Genomic DNA, 17805 nt, shown 5'->3' on the forward strand with positions numbered 1-17805 from the left:
ATGCGTACGATCAACTGAAACCAACAAGCATATCCTGGCCACTCAGGCCAGCACGGTTCGAAGTTCCAGGCAGCAAAGCCTGATTTGCCCGCCTATGGTTTTCAGCGAAAAAAACGGGTCTTTGTATTCTTCTGGTGAAAGATGGAGGGATTCACTGAGCCTGTTCTCCGAATCATCAGGGGTCGCTTCTCTGGGTGAAGGATCCAACAATAGCAGACTCTGGAACAGGACGTCCCTTACCGCCTTCACCCGGTTCCGATCAGCGAATGGGTCTGCGTTGTCCTGCATCGAAAGCGACCTGAACAGCGAGGCAATATGGGCACTGAGCATATGATTCAGCATCTGAAAATGATACATATACTCGGAGACAATGGCTTTATTACCGGGTTCTCTAAGCATTCGCTGAAAGGATTGGGATAGATTGGCCTGCCCCAGATAGACACTCTTGCGGGCCAGTTTATAGGCCGTCACATTCATGGGTTTTCCACTGAGTGCATCATCGAGTTTTTCTAGGTAATGTAGATTGGATTTCAGCAATTCTCTGCACAAAAACAGCATGCGGCTGGATTCCCAGGAGGGGAAAAGGTAAGTGGCTCCAAAGGCAATGGCACAGCCAATGAGCGTATCGTAGATTCGTTCGAGAACGAAGCCCCAGCCGCTATTCCCGTACAGGTATACGATACTGATGACCATCGGCGTGAGAGCAATCACACTGACGAGGTGGTGGGTTCGGTTGAACGTAAAGTAAACGAGCAGAAACACCGCAGCGAACACAAGCAGGATTGCCGTGTTTGTAACGAAATAGAGCAGAACCAGTGCCAGGACAATCCCCAACAGGGTGCCCGTAAGCCGCTGAATGTTTCGTTGCCGGGTCAGACTGAAGGCTGGTTTAATGATAACAACCACGGTAATCAGTATCCAGTAGCTGTATTTGCCCAAGACAAATACCTGAGCCAGCAGGTAACAAAACAAACAGGTTACTGCCAGGCGGAGCGAAAACCGGAATATGGGCGAACTAATTTTAAAATGTGATACCAGCTGCTTCCATTCCAGCTTTTCAAAAGGGGCAAAATGCTGGTATTCTACCTGGGTTTTTGCGGGAATGATGACGTTGGTTTCGTTACGAAGCGTATGGTCTATTTCCTGAATATCCGCGTAAATACTTTTAAGGTTAGCCAGTAGCTGGGAAAGAATGGCCGCGTTAGAATCATTCTCTTTTTTGATCAGGTACTCGAATCTTGCCGTTAGTTGCGTTAACTGACGGTCGGTTTGTGTCCCTTGTTGCGGCCGCGTCGAGAAGGGTTTCATTTCGCTGACATGAAGCATATCTGCCGCCAGTAAACGGATCATCTGTTGAATCAGATCCAGGGCACCGGTAATTGCGAATTGATTTCGTATAAAGTCATAGTCATAGTGAATCGCCGTGATCTGTTCGTAGAGATCAATGGTCTTCTCGGCTACGTGCAAGAGTACCTGCCCCGTTCGGTTGTCCTGATGCATGACTGCTTTGTCGCGTAGCAGAATACTGCGTAACTGCTGCTGGGCTTCGCTGACACGGGTATGGGACAGAATGGCTTGATTGTAACAATCTTTTAGCGTAAGATCTGTATCGTAGAACAGGGCTTTGACTTGCAGATAATTATGGGTAGTAAGCAGTGCCTCGGAAATGGCGTAGCGAAGGTACCGTTCGGGCCATAGCCACAAATGCAGCAGGCTAATCGCGTAATACCAGAGTCCACCCATCAACAGATACAGGCAAAACCAGTAATCAGTGGGGTTGAGTCCCCAGATAAAAATCATGAGTACAATGGCTGCAGTACCTGCCATTGACAATCGGCTTCCGTAAGCCGTAAGCATGGAGCACCCCAGTGTAATCAAAAAAAAGACCGCCCCCATAAGCCAGGGATAAGGCAGAGCAGCAATGGAGATCAGCGATACCAGAAAAAACAGCAAAATGCTGACGGTGGTAGTCGTGCGTTTATCCTCTATCGTTCCACGTAGGTCGGTCAGGGCAATGAGCAGTGCCCCGAGGGTAACACCAATAGCGGGCTGGGCTAAACCTAAAGCAAATAGAACCCCTGCGGGAGTAATGATACTAAGCGTAATGCGGAGGGCATCCGTAAAATACTCTCCGGTAAGAAAATTACTGATCCGCTGTTTGAGTCTTTTTTGATTCATGCAGGCTATATAAAAAAGGCAAATGCCAGGAGTCCCTGACTCACTATTCCAATTTCTGACAAAACGGAATCCAGTCAAAACTAACAAACTTCATGCAGAAGTGCCCTGTTTCCTTGTCTGTATGCATCGACCCGTATTCTTCTCAGCTTACGGATGAACGTTACTTCCCTGGCGTTTACGCCTCCCTACAGCGGGTAAAACTTCGTTTATGGACACCTCAAATCAAAAATGATTTTTGGGGTAATACGCTATACGTTAAGTTCACTATTTGGCTATATTCCCGTCACATTGAGGACATATCACGGGTCTAGCTTTGCGGTTTCAAACCCTTCCCCAGATCCCTTTTATGCGTCAAACCTCTATTCTTTTCTTTCTTCTTCTCGTGCTTTCGATAGCCAGTCCCGGCTGGAGTCAGACCCCTCTTCTGCAGGGGACAGTCACGGATGAGCAGGGCCAGTTCCTACCGGGTGTCAATGTGCTTTTGAAAGGCACGACTACAGGTGTCGTGACTACGGCAAACGGAACGTTTGCCCTACGGCCTCCCCGCCCCTTAACGCCCGCTGATCAGCTGGTGTTCAGTTTCGTGGGATACGCTACGGCCGAAGTAGCCATTGGCAGCAGTACCCAACTGAACGTGCGTTTGAAAGCCAGTCCTTTAGCCTTACAGGAAGTAGTGGTTACGGCTCTGGGCATCAAACGGGAGGAAAAATCCCTGGGTTATGCGGCTCAAAGTCTCAGTGAGAACGTCGTTAAAGATGCCCGGACCAACAACTGGGTCAATTCACTGGCGGGAAAAGTTGCGGGACTAAACATCCAGGGCACGGGTGCGGGTCCGATGGGGTCCGCCCGCATTACCCTGCGGGGCGAATCTTCATTAAACCTGGATAACAACCAGGCCCTGATTGTTGTCGATGGGGTCCCCGTTAGCAGCCGCATTACAGGGACGGGTTACAACTCCCACCTCTCCGCCGACAGTCCGGTTGATTACGGGTCAAGTTTGTCCGATTTAAATCCTGACGATATTGAAAATGTTACCGTCTTGAAGGGCCCCGGTGCTACGGCCCTGTACGGCAGCCGTGCCGCAGGCGGTGCCCTGATCATTACCACGAAATCCGGTGCCCGCAAAGACCAGGGAATTGGAGTGACGGTCAATTCCAACGTCAGTATCGAAGGCGTCAACCGCTGGCCTGATTACCAGTTTGAATACGGTGAAGGCCGCACGAGTACTTATTTTTCGTACCTGGATAGTCCCGACGGGCCGAACACCGCCACCACGGTAGCCGCAGGCCGGGCCTGGGGGCCCAGGTTTAACGGACAGTCCTACTACCAGTACAATCCCGCCGCTCCCAACGGCAAACCCACGGAACGTACCCCCTGGATACCTTACAAGGATTATATCTCGGGCTTTTTCCAAACGGGACTGACGTACTCCAACAGCCTCTCCCTGGAAGGTGGTACGGACAAAGGTTCGGCCCGCTTCTCGCTAACGCACCTGAAGAACAAATGGATCATTCCCAATACGGGCTTCGAACGCATCAATGCGGCCCTATCCGTGAATCAGAAGGTTTCTGATCGGCTGAAAATCAACGGGCGGGTCAATTACTCCAACAAAAAGAGTGACAACCTTCCCGCCGCCGGTTACAACAACCAGACGCTGATGTACTTCCTGATTCTGGGTACAACCCCGAATATTCGTCCGGAATGGTTTAAGCCCTACTGGGCAACGGGCCTGGAGCAGGTACAGCAACGCAATCCCTTCAACCCTACGCCCGACAACCCGTATTTGATCATGTACGAGATGCTCAATAAGATGAACAAGCACGGCGTCATCGGTACGCTTTCGGCCACGTATCAGCTCTCGGATCATATTGATTTACTTGTACGCTCGGGATTGGACATGTCCTACGAGTTTCGCTCGCAGCAACGTCCCTTCTCCATGACGCGTTACCCCCGTGGAATGTACCGGGAGCAAAACGTTTTTAGCTACGAATCCAACACGGATTTTCTTTTGAGTTACAAAAATCAGCTCAGTTCCCGCGTACACCTGAATGCCAGTGCCGGGGGAAATGCCATGCGACAGTTGTATGATTTTGCCGGACTCTACGCCGATCAGTTAGCTCAACCCGGCATTTATCAAATCTCCAACAGTCTGGATCAGGCCGTTGCGGATCCTTTGAAAACCCGCAAAGCCATCAACAGTTTGTACGCGGCGGCTCAGTTCTCCCTCGACGAAAAAATCTTCGTGGATCTGACGGGCCGTAATGACTGGTCCAGTACACTTCCCTACGGCAATAACTCCTTTTTCTATCCTTCCGTAAGTAGTAGCTTCCTGCTCCATGAGCTCCTGCCCCTGCCCCAAAGCTTTTCTTTTGCCAAGCTACGGGCCTCCTGGGCTCAAGTGGGGAATGACACCCGTCCTTACCAGACCGACCGCTACTACGATAAAATTTACGGAAACAGTTTTACCAATGCTACGACCCTGTTCAATGCCAACCTAAAACCGGAGATTACTTCGAGTTATGAATTCGGTCTGGACGTGCGGTTGCTGAACAATCGGGTAGGACTGGATGTGGCCTATTATAACAACCGCAGTCGCAATCAGATTCTGGCTATTCCCCTCGATCCGGTTTCGGGCTATACCAATGCTCTGATTAATGCGGGTTTGATTAATAGCCGCGGGCTGGAACTCAAACTCACGGGCCGACCGCTGGCTACCAGTCAATGGAACTGGAATTCGACCCTGTTGTGGTCACGCAACCGAAGCCACGTACGCGAACTGGCCGCGGGCATTACCAATCAGGTGATTTACAACCATAATACCAACGTCTCCATCGAAGCCCGCGTGGGTGGGCTGATGGGCGATATGTACGGCCGGGGTTTTCAACGATCGCCCGATGGTCAGATCATCTATTCATCCGTAGGGCTTCCGGCTCCGCTGGACCCCGAAAACAAAAAGTGGGGCAATGCTTTTGCGGACTGGAAAGCCAGCTGGCTCAATGAATTCAGCTATCGCGGGGTGCGTTTGAGCGTGTTGCTCGACGGCCAGAAAGGCGGTAGTCTGTTTTCCCAGACCAATCATAAAAACAATACGCTGGGTAAAACTAACGTAACCCTTCCCGGCCGCGAGGATGGTATCATTGGTCAGGGGGTCGTGAAGCAGCCCGATGGCAGTTTTACCCCTAATACGGTAAAAGTGGCAGCCAGCTCCTATTACGATAATTACTACGCCATCACCAACGCCGAGACCAACATCTTCGACGCTTCTTTCCTGAAAATCCGGGAAGTGCGGCTGGAGTTCAACCTGCCCAAACGCTGGCTCCAACGAACGGGGCTTCGCCAGACCAGTCTGGCCTTTTACGGACGTGATCTGTTCAACTTCACCAAGTTTCCCGGTTTTGACCCCGAGGGGGGTAACCTAAACGGCGGTACGCTCACCCCGGGCGTTGAACTGGCTCAATTCCCATCCACCCGTGTCATTGGGGCCAATTTAACCCTTAAACTCTAAGCCTGATGTTTCGCTTATCCTATCTTCGCTGGCTACTGCTTGTACTCCTGACGGCTGGCTGTACGCAGGGCTTTCAGGAACTGAATACGGACCTGAACCGACCCAAGGAAATTACACCGGGTGTACTTCTTGGGCAGTTGCAGTACCGCATCGTAAATGCTTCTACGGGAGCCGCCCGTAACTTTACCCATGAACTCATGCAGGTAGATGCCCCCCGAGGTAGTGCCGGTGGGGGTGGTCTGCACCGTTACGTGGTCGGACCGGGTACGGGCGTCTGGAATAACTTCTACGGCTTTTTAACGGATATTGAAGATCTCTCCCAGATCGCCCAACGTCTTCAGGAGCCTAATTATCAGGCTATTGCTCTGGTTTATAAAAGCTGGGCGTATTCGATTCTGACGGATTTATACGGAGACATTCCCTATTCGGAATCGACCAGGGCCGCTCAGGGTCTGGTAAAACCCAGCTTTGATACCCAGCAAAGCATTTATCCGCAATTGCTGAAAGATCTGGAAACGGCCAATGCCCTCTTCGACGAACGCAAAGCCCTGACTTACGGCGGTGATCTGGTTTACGCGGCTAATGCTCTTTCGGGCAGCACCAGTCCGGGTATCCTCAAATGGAAAAAGTTTGCCAACTCCCTGCGACTGCGTTTACTACTCCGCCTGTCCAAGCGTGACGGAACCGTACCTGTGAAGGAGCAGATCGCAACCATACTGGCGAATCCGACTCAGTATCCCGTCTTTACGAGTAATGCGGATGAAGCTATTTTTCGTTACCCTGGTACCTTTCCGTACTACAACCCGAATTACAACGCCCGGCAGGTAGACTGGCGGGATGGCAACTACTTCACCAAGTTTTTCCTTGCCCCCCTGAACGCTACGAATGATCCCCGTCGGACGGTATGGTGCCTGCCCGTGACGGTCAACGGCGTGCCGGTGTATCAGGGCATTGAGAGTGGCTACCCTACCACGGTTGAATACGCCGTAGGTCGCAATTCCAGCTACAGCGACGTACTCAAAACGCTCCCTCAGTTGGGCGTGATGATGCCCTACGCGGAAGTAGAGTTCATGAAGGCAGAACTAGCCCTGAAAGGATTTACCACTGGAAAAACAGCCAAAGCTCATTACGAAGCGGGTATTGCGGCCTCCATGACACAGTGGGGCGTGAGTCTGCCCGCCGGTTTTCTGGAGCATCCGCTCATTGCTTTCGCCAGTAGCTCCGAAACCCAGTTTGAGCAAGTCATGCTTCAGAAGTACTATGCTTCCTTTTTGTCGATTATCAATCCTGGTTTGAAAAACGCCGGACGGGCTACCCCGTACTCCCCCGCGGGACGGGCATTCCCGTTGAAAACCAGTTTCCCTCCCGCGTTCCCTATCCCACATACCTGCAATCGCTGAACCCCGAAGCTCTGGCGAAAGCCGTAGCCAGTATGGGAGGTGATACCAGTGACCAGAAGGTATGGTGGGAACGCTAATGAATCATGCTTATATGAACCTATTAGTCAAAAGCCTTCTGCTCTGGAGTCTGGCCGTATCCAGCCTCTGTGCCCAGAAGATAGAACTGCCTACCCGAGGCTTATGTGCCCATCGCGGCTGTATGGATACGCATCCCGAGAATACCATTCCTGCTTTTCAGCGGGCCATTCAGCTGGGTGCTCACATGATTGAATTTGATGTGCAGTTTACGCGGGATAGTGCCCTGGTCATTATACACGACGAAACGGTGGATCGCACCACCAACGGCAGCGGACGAGTAGCGGATTTAACCCTCGCTGACATTCGGCAACTGGATGCCGGAGTGAAGAAGGGTCGACCGCATACCCGCATTCCTACGCTGGAGGAAACGCTGGCGATCATGCCCCGCAACGTGTGGCTCAACTGTCACCTGAAGGGTGGTGCCGAAGTGGGTCGGGCCGTTGCCCGGTATCTGGTCACGACGGACCGCCTGCATCAGACCTTTCTAGCCTGTAGTCAGGACGCTGCCCGGGGTGCCCGAGCCGTCCATCCATCGATTCTTATCTGTAATTCCGACGGTAGAAACCGCACGGATAATCAGGCGTACGCCCGGGCTACGGTGGATCAAAAAGCTCATTTCATTCAGCTCCTGAGCGAAAGTTCAGCCGGGCGTCCGGCGGCTCTTGCTTTGCTTAAACAGCACGGCATCCGGATCAATTACTTCTACGCCAAAACGCCCGATCAGCTGGCGGGTTTATGGCAGGCGGGAGCTGACTTTATTTTAGTGAACGAACTCGAAACCTTTCAGGATGCGACTCGACAGGCGGGTATCATGCCCTGGAAACCTCAATTCTAACATCATGCGTATGGGTACTTTCTCTCAACTTTTAGGCATACTAGGTTTAAGTTTGGGTTTGTTTAACGAAGGGCTTCAGGCACAACCCCAGCCGCTTCGTACGCTCATCGTCACTTTTGACGGCTTACGGCCCGATTATATTACCCCAGCGGCCATGCCCCGTCTGCATGCTTTTCGGCAAACGGCCAGTCAGGCTCTCGAGCACCACAGCGTATTTCCAACGGTTACCCGCGTCAATACGTCTTCTTTCGCGACGGGCAGCTACCCCAAAACGCATGGCATCCTGGGGAATGCCGTGTATTTTCCCGGCGTTCATCCGACCAAGGCTTTGGATACGGGGGATGCGAAAGCTCTTCAGGCCATTGATGCCAACCAACAGGGTGATTTACTGACGACCCCTTCTCTGGGCGAGCAATTGCAGCAGGTGGGCCACCAGCTGATGGTGTTTAGCTCCGGCACGACGGGCCAGGCCTTGCTGCAAAACCGAAAGGGCAGCGGCGGACTAGTTATCAATCCCGGACTGATCATACCCGCGACGGCACAGGATTCCATCTATCAGGCTTTTGGTCCACCCCCCGCGTATGCCATTCCGAATACGGCCCGCCACCGCTGGGTCGTCGATGCTCTCCTTCGCTACGGACTCGTTGCCAAGGGTCCATTGGTGTGCTCACTCTGGCTCTCGGATCCCGATGCTACCGCCCACGTACACGGCGTCGGCAGGGGCCTGACGCAACAGGCCCTTGCTCAGGTGGATCAGGAATTTGGTCGCATCCTGGACTCGCTCCAGGCCCGTCACTTGCTCGGGCACTACAACATTCTGGTTTCTACGGATCATGGCTTTGTAACGCACCAGGGCAAGACGGGCTATACGGACCTTTTAATCGCAAAAGGTCTTAAAGCTTCCAGAGAAAGTGACGATGTCGTACTGGCTGATGGAGCTATCTACGTGAAAGGACATGACCGCACCAAAATTCAGCAGATCGTGCAGGTACTACAGGCTGAGCCCTGGGTTGGGGCCGTATTTACACCCGCGGGTACGAAAAACCGCCAGGAAGGTTGGGTCAAGGGAACGCTTTCTTTTGAAAGTATTCACTGGAATCATGCCTCCCGAACCGCTGACATTTTAGTGGATGTCAACTGGACGGACGAGAAAAACGATGCGGGCTACCCCGGTCAGAGTTTTGCTAAAGGAACAGCCGGACACGGAAGCTTAAGTCCCTACGAAGTGCATACGAACCTCTTTGCCGCCGGTCCTGGCTTCAAAAAGGGTATGGTTAGCCAATTGCCTACGTCCATCATTGACCTGATCCCCACGGTGCTTTATTTACACGGCTTGCCCAGGCCTGCGTCTATGGATGGCCGGGTACTCAATGAATTGCTGCTTCGTCCGGAAAAAACTACCTATACCGTACCTCGTAAGGAAACGCTTCGTACGAAAGCCTCCTATGCGGGCGGAACCTACACGTTAGCTTTGCAGCGAACCCTATTAGGACCTTACATCTACATAGATTACGGAAAAGTAGAGCGGATGCAGGAACCCGTCTCCAATTCGTCTCATTAACCGTGGACTTTCTTTCCTAAAAAAACAGGATCTGAGAGATAGTCTGTTAGTCTATCCCTGAGATCCTGTTCAGGCAAATGTTGTAATCTTCGCTCGCTGCGGTAGTTAGCCAGGCGTTTCCCTGAAACCTACTGCTTTTACTTCCAGGGGTCTAATACCACTTTCACGCAATCATCGACGCGACGTTTGAAGATGTCATACGCATGCGATACTTCGGTTAAGGGCAGGCGGTGCGTGATAATATCATCGAGCTTCACTTTTCCTTCGGCAACGTAGCTAAGTAAGGTGTCGATGTGCTTGTGAGCCGGAGCCTGACCGCCCTTCAGAATGATTCCTTTGTCAAAGAACTGACCAATGGGGAAATTGTCATACGTGGTCGGATAGACGCCCAGTACGGAAACGATGCCTCCCCGCCGTACGGCACTCATGCAGGCTTCCAGTACTTTGGGTGAGCCCTTTTCCAGATTGATCACGGCTTTGGCCCGGTCGAGCAGGTTACGGTCAGGTTCGAAGCCAACCGCTTCCACGCACACATCGGCACCGCGACCATTTGTCATTTCCCGAATCTGGGCTACTACGTCTTTGGCATCATTGTCCCACAAAATGGTGTCGCAGTCTGCCGTCAGTTTCGCTTTATCCAATCGGTATTGCAGCGTATCCACAATTATAACCCGGGCGGCACCCCGCAACCAGGCACTTTTGGCCGCCATGATTCCGACGGGACCTGAACCGAAAATAGCCACGGTTTCCCCGCCTTTCACTTCCCCCCAATCGATACCGCTATAACCCGTGGGGAAAATATCCGTCAGGAATAACACCTGCTCATCCGTTAAATGATCGGGAACAATACGAGGTCCATAATCGGCGTAAGGCACCCGCACATACTGGGCCTGTCCGCCATCGTAGCCGCCGTACAGGTCCGTATACCCAAACAAGGCTCCGCCTTTTTCGGTCAACAGACCGCCCTCTGGACCATAGTGTTCCGGATTGGAATTCTCGCAATGACCGGGCAGATGGTGATCGCAAAAAAGCAGTGGCCACAGGCAATTGGGAAAGGAACGACCACCCGGTCACCCCGTTTCAGATTTTTGATGTGCGGGCCCACTTCTTCCACAATCCCCATAAACTCATGGCCTAGCACCATGGGTCTGGGCTGGGGCAAGCCCCCGGAATAAATATGGAGATCAGAGCCGCAAATGGCCGTAGCCGTCACTTTCAAAATAATATCTCTTCCTTCCTGAATGGTCGGATCATCTACGTTGTCGCAGGTCACTGTTTTAGGACCATGAATTCGGGCTGCTTTCATAAGGGTTGGTTTTTGAGCTGGTGAACATGTTTGAATTAACGAGCGTTTCGAGTACTGGAAACTGAGAAGGGCATTAAAACTACCTTTACGCTGGTAATTCATCAATCGAAGCCGGTTCCGTCTTCGGTGATTTGCCGTATTTTTACCTCGTCACTGTAACGAACATCGTGGGGATTAGCGGTCATAGAGATTGGATCGTTGCCTAAGCACAATGAATGAACTGAACAGGTGATATAATCATGCCAGACGTATAGGTACGCAACACAATCCATGGCGATGAGTATAGCCAGATCGATCAGGTAGGGAGATACTGGGGTATTTTTGACTTCACTAATCAATGGTGCTCGATTATCCTCTAAAACATATGTCTTACTTTCGATACTAAAAAGTCAGTACTTGAACGGCTTCCCAGGCATGGAAAAAGGAATCCCATCGCAAACCTCTTATCAAGACACGTATCTTTATCTTCAGTTAACCCGGTCAGCGTGACCCGGTCAACGTGACCCGGTCAACGTGACGCGATTGATCCGGATTTTAGTTGAGGTTGCTTACCTATGTATTCAGGTTTTACCAGTCCATTTAACTACGATCAAGCTTTACACAAGCCTCCCATGAACCTGGAATTTTACAGGCCAACGCTAGAAGCCTTAAGCCCCTATATCGAGGGGTATTATTTTATTTCCCCTAGTGAGCATTCGGATAATCTGCATTACTGGACATTCCCCAATAACTACTTTATTGTTTCCGTAAGTCAGGGCGTCAGCATTGAGATGGAAAAGCATAGACTGCTGGTTCGTCCTTCTGCCCAGCAAACGGTTCTTTCCAACTTTGTTTCCCGGTACACTACCCCCATTGAAGTGCTATGTTATGGGCCGATACTCGAAATAACCATCTATTTTAAACCCTTGGGTATCAACCAGTTTATTGAGAATCCGTATCTACTTTTTAAACAAAACACCGCCCTCGATTTTAATCCTTTTTCTGATTTTAATCCTGCCATGGCTGACATTCTCTCGACTTCAGATCGAAGCCTGCAGAGAAAAAAACTGGAAGCCTACTGGTTTTCAAAGCTACAGATCCGGGAGTTTCGGCCCCTGAAAGAGATTCTCTTTGCTCTTGAATCCGAAGAAAAAATAGAGGACATCGCCCACAGACACGGCTTTTCGAGGCAGTACCTCAGCAAGCTTTTTAGCAAAGTAGTTGGAAAATCCCCGGTCGAATATCGCAAGATTCATCGATTCAGGGCGGCCATCGCTACCCAGAAACACATGAAAAGTTTAACGGAACTTTCTCACGAAAGCCTGTTTTACGACCAGTCACATCTCATCAAAGACTTTAAACAGTTCACTTCGGTAAGTCCTCTTACGTTCTTTAAAAAGGTAGATACCGATCAGGAATGCCTTTGGCTTTATATCTAGCGGGTTTACATTTTTACAATTTCAGCGGGTTGGCAGCCTGTTACTTTGCCCAATAACTGATTTGTATCAAAAATGAAACGATTGCTTTACCTGTCTGCCCTGTTCCTATTTACCCTACCCCTCCGGGCTCAACCATCCCAGTGCCCCTGTACGCAAGCCCTGGAAAAGTTGATACTCAAAGTAGAACGCGAGTACCCCGGCTTTTCAACGAAAACCAAAGACACTACTCTCTATCAAGGCTTCAGGCAAACCCTGCATGATCAGGCAAAAAGCAGGAATGACAAAGGCTGCCAGAGCTTATTGAAAAAATATACCGATTTTTTTAAGGATCCGCACCTTTGGGTAGGAGCCAATGGGACGCCATTCGCAACGGCTGGCGGCACCTTTAGCGAGAAGATCACGATTGATTTTAAAGAATTTGAGCAAAGCCTGCAGACGACACCAGACAGTCTGGAAGGTATATATACTATGCCCGGGTATAAAATTGGTTTAAAGAAGGTGCATCCTAATGAATACATCGGGTTCATTATTGAGTCGGCATCTCAGGCCTGGCAACCCAAAGACATTAAATTCAAGTTGCTCGCCAATGGTTACTTTACGTACGCCCTGATGGATCGATCCATTCAGAAAGGACAGTATCAAAGCTTTTACGGAGCCCTGTTGTTTTTAGAGCAGATCCAGGTGGTTTTAACCAAACAAGTGCCCCGGGTCAACAAGGCCCAGATCGAGAGCCGTCTCCAGGAACTGGAAGGTTTTTATTTTAAAAAGCTATCAGAAAAGACCTCGATCTTAAGGTTACCCAGCTTTGAGTATCAGCATTTAGAGACGATCAGCCAGCTCCTTACCAAACATACTTCCTTACTTGAATCCAGCAAAAATCTGATTATTGACCTTCGGGGCAATCCCGGCGGAACCACGGATGCGTATCAAAAGCTACTTCCCTACATTTCAGGAAAGTTTATACGCCACACCACTGCCGAATTTCTGGCGACTCAAACGTACATTACGAACCTGGAAACGTATAAAAAGAGTCTGGACAAACAGACATCCACGCAGGGAATCGATCAGCAGATTCAGACCTTGAAGGCCAATCTGGGTTCGTTTGTGAACTTTAGTAAAACCGGACAGCCGGCTTACGTGGATACGCTTACTTTAGCTCCCAAAAGTCCTCAGCAAATCATTATTCTTGCCAATAAAGGCACCGGCAGTTCGGCGGAATATTTTTTATTTATTGCCAAGCAAAGCAAAAAAGTCAAGGTACTGGGCACCCCCAGCTACGGAGCCCTGGATTACGGAAATGCCTATCTGATTGACTTTGGGTGCCCGCCCTATCAGTTATTCATGCCTACGTATCGGGCCTTACGCTTGCCGGACTACCCCATCGATACCATTGGCATTCAGCCCGATGTGTATCTGGATCAATCCATCAAGGACTGGGTAGCCTTTGCAGTAGACTATCTGGAACAGTAGCTTGACAGGCTATGTTGGAAGATTTTCAACGTAGCGTCCTGTGAAAGTCTGTTCATAGATATTCCTGTACTTTTTTTGATCAGTGTACGAAAAACTACGCGAAGCAATACACCAAGAGTCGCAAGCCTTTGGCGGGAAACGTAAGAATCGACTGGACCGGCGATCCGCTTTAATCGATTCTTACGGTCCGTCCAGTTACGGTAAAGATTTTACCTCAGGAATAGTCATCCTTCAGTCCCCTTTGCAAGGCAGATACGACGTGTAATGCCTGACCCAGGATGGTTTATCTTTATTCGTTAGTAAACCACTACTTGAGCCAGGGTCGCAGGGCTTCGCCAATGGGTTGCCCCGTCGTACCACTGGGCGGCAGCATCCGGAGCAGGGCCGAGAGCGTGGGAGCAATGTCAGACGGACTGGTGCTACGCCAGGTTTCACCCCGGCGAATGCCCCAGCCGTAGAAAATACAGGGCACCTGCCGATCATAGGTATACGCCGAGCCGTGAGTCGTACCAATGGGCAATCCGACAAACCAGCCGGGTTGATACATCAGTTGCAAATCGCCACTCCGCCCGGCGTGGTAGCTGTTCTTGTACAGGCTTAGTTGGCGATCCGGCAGGTTAGCCTGAGCAATCGCCCGCAGGTTGATGAGGTCGGCTACACCGGCGATCTTCATTAACCGTTGTTGTAGCACCTGCTGCACAGCAGCAACGGATAGGTTTTTCTCCCGCAGCAGGGCGTGATTGAGATACAGCTGATCATTCATCTGGGCCATCTGAACGTAGTTTCCCGGGCCAAACGCGTCCAGCAGGGCTTGATTCAGGGTCTGGCTCAGTTGACGCGGATCAATCAGTCCCGCCGGCAGGTGATGGGCCTGCCAGTAAGCGGGCACATCCATCACGCCATGATCACCGGTTAAAAACACCGTATAGCCCTCCGGTCCCACCCAGCTGTCCAGGGCCTTTAACAAGTCGGCCAGTTCTTCATCCAGCCGGAGAAAAATATCTTCCTGTTCGACCGACGTAGGTCCGAAGGAATGACCCACCAGATCGGGCGTGGAAAAACTGATGGCCAGAAAATCCGTTGCGGTGCCCTTGCCCAAATTTTCCCCTTTTAAAGCGGCCAGGGCCATCTCTTTAGTCAAAGTGTTCCCCCAGGGGGTGTAAGTCAGGAGTTCAAATACCGCACCAGCGGGACCAGCCATTTCATAAGGAAAACTGGACGTAGACTTGCCCGGCAGTTTATACTCATAGGGTTGATCATCAGCTGTGCTTTCCGTATACTCGGCCACAGGTCGCAGCGTCTTCCAGCCCCGCTAACCATAGGCCGCCGGCAGCTTGCGGGCGTTGAAGGCTTCTACCCAGGCGGGTAGCTGGGACTGATAAAACGAGCTGGTCACCCAGGTGCCGGTTCGGCTGTCAAACCAGTAGGCTCCCTTAGCCGAGTGACCCGCCGAAAGAATGGCACTCCGGTCCTTAAGAGCAATACCGATCGCTTTGGACCGAAAGTTGGTGGCCAGGGCTAACTGGTCGGCAATCGTGGTTACCAGCAAGTTTCGAGGTGAGAACCGGGCAGGCATAGCATTGGGATGGCCTACCAGTCGAGCACTGGAGTCTTCTACGCAATAGATGCCCTTGGCCTGGATGGTGTCGTACCAGTCATTGCCTACAATCCCGTGGATGGCGGGCACGGAACCCGAATGAATCGAAGCATGGCCCGCTGCGGTGACCGTCATTGCGTACTCAAACTGAGTATTATGACAGGTAAAGCCCCCGTTCAGGAGTCGTTTGAAGCCTCCGGCCCCATATTTTTTCTCGTAACGATAAAGAAAATCAGCTCGCATCTGGTCAACCACGATACCTACCACCAGCCTGGGTGCCGATACGGGAGATTGAGACAGCTGACGAGCGGATTGAGCCCAGGTATTAGCTACGGCTAACAGGACGAGCAGAAAAACAGGTTGAAAAAACATGGGTATAATCAAGTTTAAAGGTAGAAAAAATGTATATATAGTTTTTCTTTATATTAAGGATATAGGGAATCAATCACGGGTACCTTCAAGCCGTGTATAGCCAAGCAATACAATGGTCGTTTACGGGCCGTTAAGCCTTACCTGAAAATCAGATCATCGGTGAGCCAATACGCCTATTCGGCTAGCGGATCGACGAGCAGAATCGGACCGAAGGGCCGGATGGCGGAGCAGATTCGTTCGCTGATGGCTACGGCGAAAGCCCTGGAAAGACAATAGGATCAACAAGGGGCATAGTAAACTAGCCACCAGACCAACGGGAATAGCGAGTCCCCGGCTCGCCAGTAACCAGCCCGTTAATAGTATACTCAAAAATGCTCCGATTAGCAAGGCATGATGTACGGGTTGAATGAGGCCCAAAGCCACCTTTTTTCGTTTAGTGCACCGGGCTGGATGTCGCCAGAAACCCGTTTGCGGTAAGGCCCCCTGACGAACTAGCGTCTGCTGAAGATGGCGAACGGAAAGCGACGTAGCCTCCATCCGGATCAGGGCTAGTGCTTTCTCGAAAGACAGCCCCTTACGCATCGAGTCTTCCACCTGACAGGCCAGGTAATCCACTAATTCGTCGATTAACAGCTCCTGCGTACCCACCTGACGCAGATGCTGACGCAGGCAGTAGGTTTGTTGCGGGGTTAATGGGGTCATAACGCGGGGGAGTCAGGCGTAGGTGGCGTAGACAGGCTGAGCGGAAGCTGCATCAATCGATTCATTAACTGGGTAAAATGGGTAAAATCCAGTAATTTCTGACGAGCCGTTTGGCGACCGATGAGCGTCAGGGCATAATACTTACGCAGCCGCCCCTCTACTTCTTCGGATTCGTTTTGTACCAACCCTTCCTGTTCGAGTTTGTATAAAAGGGGATAGAGTGAGCCAAAGGTAAGCACGATTTCACCACTGGTCCGTTCTTTTACCGCCTGCGTAATTTCGTAGCCATACATTCGCTCTTTTTCAGCCAGTAAGCCCAGTACAATCGTTTTGAGCGTTCCGCGAAGGTATTCCGTATTGGAGGATTCCATTGCCATGTTCGGTTCAGTAAAGAAATCATTCAAATGTATATAGTTTTTCGATATATAAAGAAAAGGTTGATAATTTAATCAGATTAAAATTTTGTACGCTATAACAAATGCTGTACTCATGAAAGAACTACCAACCCATTTCCTTTTAGGACTACACGAAGCCTGAGAATGGTATTCTGTGAGCTTTTAATCCGGATGGATCGGCTTGAAGGTAGAGTATAGCAGCAAAATCCGCAGATGTTATGTTCTCTTCCGGACAGACGTACCGCAGTACCGTTAGTACTACTTCATCAACATGGAAAGATAACTTGTACCCCTTCGTATCTTCTCCTCCGGTAATCATCTAGCACGTTTTACCTCTTTCCTCCCCACTAAAAAGATGGTATAAGTTTTGTGATTAGTTAGGGTACGTATCTATTCCATCATGATTATGAAAAACACAACGGGTGCTGACCCTATCTTCAAAACAAAAACCTCTCCCTCGGCAGAGCCGGCTTTACAGGAACTCTTTTTGGATTGTCTACGGGATATCTACTGGGCCGAAAATCATCTGGTACAGAGTCTTCCCAAAATGATTAGCTCCGCCACTTCCGACAAACTCAAAAAGGCGATTGAAGATCACCTGACGCAGACCGAAACCCACGTGGATCGGCTGGAACAAATCTTCGAGATCCTCGGCGAAAAAGCCATTGCCAAGAAATGCGATGCGATGGAAGGCTTGACTAAAGAAGGCGAAGGCATCATTGAAAGTACCGATGAAGGTACTGCTACACGCGACGTAGGCATTATTCTGGCTTCGCAAAAAGTGGAGCACTATGAAATTGCCACGTACGGCGGCTTGACCCAGTTGGCTCAAACGCTGGGCTATGACGACGTTTCTTCGTTACTCGCTCAGACGCTGGAAGAAGAAAAACAAGCGGACGCCCTGTTAACGGAAGTAGCCGAAAGCGACGTGAATTACAAAGCTTCTCAGGAAGCCTAAGTCTAGTATGTATTCTTACGAGTTACGAGC

12 protein-coding genes and 2 pseudogenes are annotated in these 17805 nt (G+C 50.6%); 8 read left to right on the forward strand and 6 right to left on the reverse strand.

All coding sequences use genetic code 11. From position 1 onward, the window contains the following. Positions 1–42: 42 nt before the first annotated feature. Positions 43–2178 carry an FUSC family membrane protein gene (locus BWI93_RS12090; RefSeq protein WP_094811612.1) on the reverse strand — a complete coding sequence of 712 codons (2136 nt, stop codon included), beginning with the start codon at positions 2176–2178 and terminating at the stop codon, positions 43–45. Between the two features lie 346 nt (positions 2179–2524). Between BWI93_RS12090 and BWI93_RS12095 the strand changes: the two genes are divergently transcribed. The 5 genes and pseudogenes from BWI93_RS12095 to BWI93_RS12110 all read left to right on the forward strand — a co-directional run bounded on the left by BWI93_RS12095 (position 2525) and on the right by BWI93_RS12110 (position 9557). Beyond that, on the forward strand, positions 2525–5683 hold the full coding sequence (locus tag BWI93_RS12095) for a SusC/RagA family TonB-linked outer membrane protein (protein ID WP_094811614.1): 3159 nt from the start codon (positions 2525–2527) through the stop codon (positions 5681–5683). 5 nt (positions 5684–5688) lie between these two features. Beyond that, positions 5689–7004, forward strand: a pseudogene (locus BWI93_RS12100) (SusD/RagB family nutrient-binding outer membrane lipoprotein); the annotation flags it as partial. An 18-nt stretch (positions 7005–7022) separates the two neighbouring features. Then, positions 7023–7160 carry a hypothetical protein gene (locus tag BWI93_RS28740; RefSeq protein WP_255157824.1) on the forward strand — a complete coding sequence of 46 codons (138 nt, stop codon included), beginning with the start codon at positions 7023–7025 and terminating at the stop codon, positions 7158–7160. A gap of 14 nt (positions 7161–7174) precedes the next feature. Then, positions 7175–7996: a glycerophosphodiester phosphodiesterase gene (locus tag BWI93_RS12105; RefSeq protein ID WP_199182065.1), complete on the forward strand. Its 822-nt coding sequence runs from the start codon at positions 7175–7177 to the stop codon at positions 7994–7996. A gap of 4 nt (positions 7997–8000) precedes the next feature. Further along, a complete protein-coding gene (locus BWI93_RS12110; RefSeq protein WP_094811618.1) occupies positions 8001–9557 on the forward strand; it encodes an alkaline phosphatase family protein in 1557 nt (518 codons plus the stop codon). 137 nt (positions 9558–9694) lie between these two features. Here the strand turns inward: BWI93_RS12110 and BWI93_RS12115 are convergent. After that, a pseudogene (locus BWI93_RS12115) lies at positions 9695–10863 on the reverse strand (zinc-dependent alcohol dehydrogenase). Positions 10864–11474: 611 nt separating this feature from the next. On the opposite strand from BWI93_RS12115, the gene BWI93_RS12120 reads away from it, so the two are divergent. Together BWI93_RS12120 and BWI93_RS12125 are read left to right on the forward strand one after the other, a co-directional pair. Continuing rightward, positions 11475–12281: an AraC family transcriptional regulator gene (locus BWI93_RS12120; RefSeq protein ID WP_158242819.1), complete on the forward strand. Its 807-nt coding sequence runs from the start codon at positions 11475–11477 to the stop codon at positions 12279–12281. A gap of 72 nt (positions 12282–12353) precedes the next feature. After that, complete coding sequence (locus tag BWI93_RS12125; RefSeq protein WP_094811622.1) at positions 12354–13751, forward strand: S41 family peptidase; 1398 nt, start codon at positions 12354–12356, stop codon at positions 13749–13751. A 307-nt stretch (positions 13752–14058) separates the two neighbouring features. Here BWI93_RS12125 and BWI93_RS28745 read toward each other — a convergent pair whose 3' ends face one another. The 4 genes from BWI93_RS28745 to BWI93_RS12140 form a co-directional block, all read right to left on the reverse strand. Continuing rightward, the gene (locus tag BWI93_RS28745) at positions 14059–15039 is read right to left on the reverse strand and encodes an alkaline phosphatase family protein (protein WP_255157820.1); all 981 of its coding nucleotides are present in this window, start codon (positions 15037–15039) and stop codon (positions 14059–14061) included. A 24-nt stretch (positions 15040–15063) separates the two neighbouring features. Continuing rightward, positions 15064–15720: an alkaline phosphatase family protein gene (locus BWI93_RS28750; RefSeq protein ID WP_255157821.1), complete on the reverse strand. Its 657-nt coding sequence runs from the start codon at positions 15718–15720 to the stop codon at positions 15064–15066. A gap of 153 nt (positions 15721–15873) precedes the next feature. Then, positions 15874–16422 (reverse strand): hypothetical protein, encoded by a 549-nt coding sequence (locus BWI93_RS12135; RefSeq protein ID WP_094811624.1) that lies wholly within the window; start codon positions 16420–16422, stop codon positions 15874–15876. Further along, the gene (locus BWI93_RS12140; RefSeq protein WP_094811626.1) at positions 16419–16793 is read right to left on the reverse strand and encodes a PadR family transcriptional regulator; all 375 of its coding nucleotides are present in this window, start codon (positions 16791–16793) and stop codon (positions 16419–16421) included. The genes BWI93_RS12135 and BWI93_RS12140 overlap by 4 nt, the downstream gene beginning before the upstream one ends. Positions 16794–17223: 430 nt before the next feature. Here BWI93_RS12140 and BWI93_RS12150 point away from each other — a divergent pair, with 430 nt between their 5' ends. After that, positions 17224–17775 (forward strand): ferritin-like domain-containing protein, encoded by a 552-nt coding sequence (locus BWI93_RS12150; RefSeq protein ID WP_094811630.1) that lies wholly within the window; start codon positions 17224–17226, stop codon positions 17773–17775. Positions 17776–17805: the final 30 nt, after the last annotated feature.

It is taken from the genome of Siphonobacter sp. BAB-5385 (assembly GCF_002261125.1).
Classification (GTDB): Bacteria; Bacteroidota; Bacteroidia; order Cytophagales; family Spirosomataceae; genus Siphonobacter.

Coding starts and splice junctions, on each gene's coding strand:
- BWI93_RS12120 (WP_158242819.1), top strand. CDS start 11,475: ATGAACCTGGAATTTTACAGGCCAACGCTAGAAGCCTTAAGCCCCTAT.
- BWI93_RS12125 (WP_094811622.1), top strand. CDS start 12,354: ATGAAACGATTGCTTTACCTGTCTGCCCTGTTCCTATTTACCCTACCC.
- BWI93_RS12135 (WP_094811624.1), bottom strand. CDS start 16,422: ATGACCCCATTAACCCCGCAACAAACCTACTGCCTGCGTCAGCATCTG.
- BWI93_RS28750 (WP_255157821.1), bottom strand. CDS start 15,720: ATGTTTTTTCAACCTGTTTTTCTGCTCGTCCTGTTAGCCGTAGCTAAT.
- BWI93_RS12105 (WP_199182065.1), top strand. CDS start 7,175: ATGAACCTATTAGTCAAAAGCCTTCTGCTCTGGAGTCTGGCCGTATCC.
- BWI93_RS12150 (WP_094811630.1), top strand. CDS start 17,224: ATGAAAAACACAACGGGTGCTGACCCTATCTTCAAAACAAAAACCTCT.
- BWI93_RS12090 (WP_094811612.1), bottom strand. CDS start 2,178: ATGAATCAAAAAAGACTCAAACAGCGGATCAGTAATTTTCTTACCGGA.
- BWI93_RS12095 (WP_094811614.1), top strand. CDS start 2,525: ATGCGTCAAACCTCTATTCTTTTCTTTCTTCTTCTCGTGCTTTCGATA.
- BWI93_RS12140 (WP_094811626.1), bottom strand. CDS start 16,793: ATGGAATCCTCCAATACGGAATACCTTCGCGGAACGCTCAAAACGATT.
- BWI93_RS12110 (WP_094811618.1), top strand. CDS start 8,001: ATGCGTATGGGTACTTTCTCTCAACTTTTAGGCATACTAGGTTTAAGT.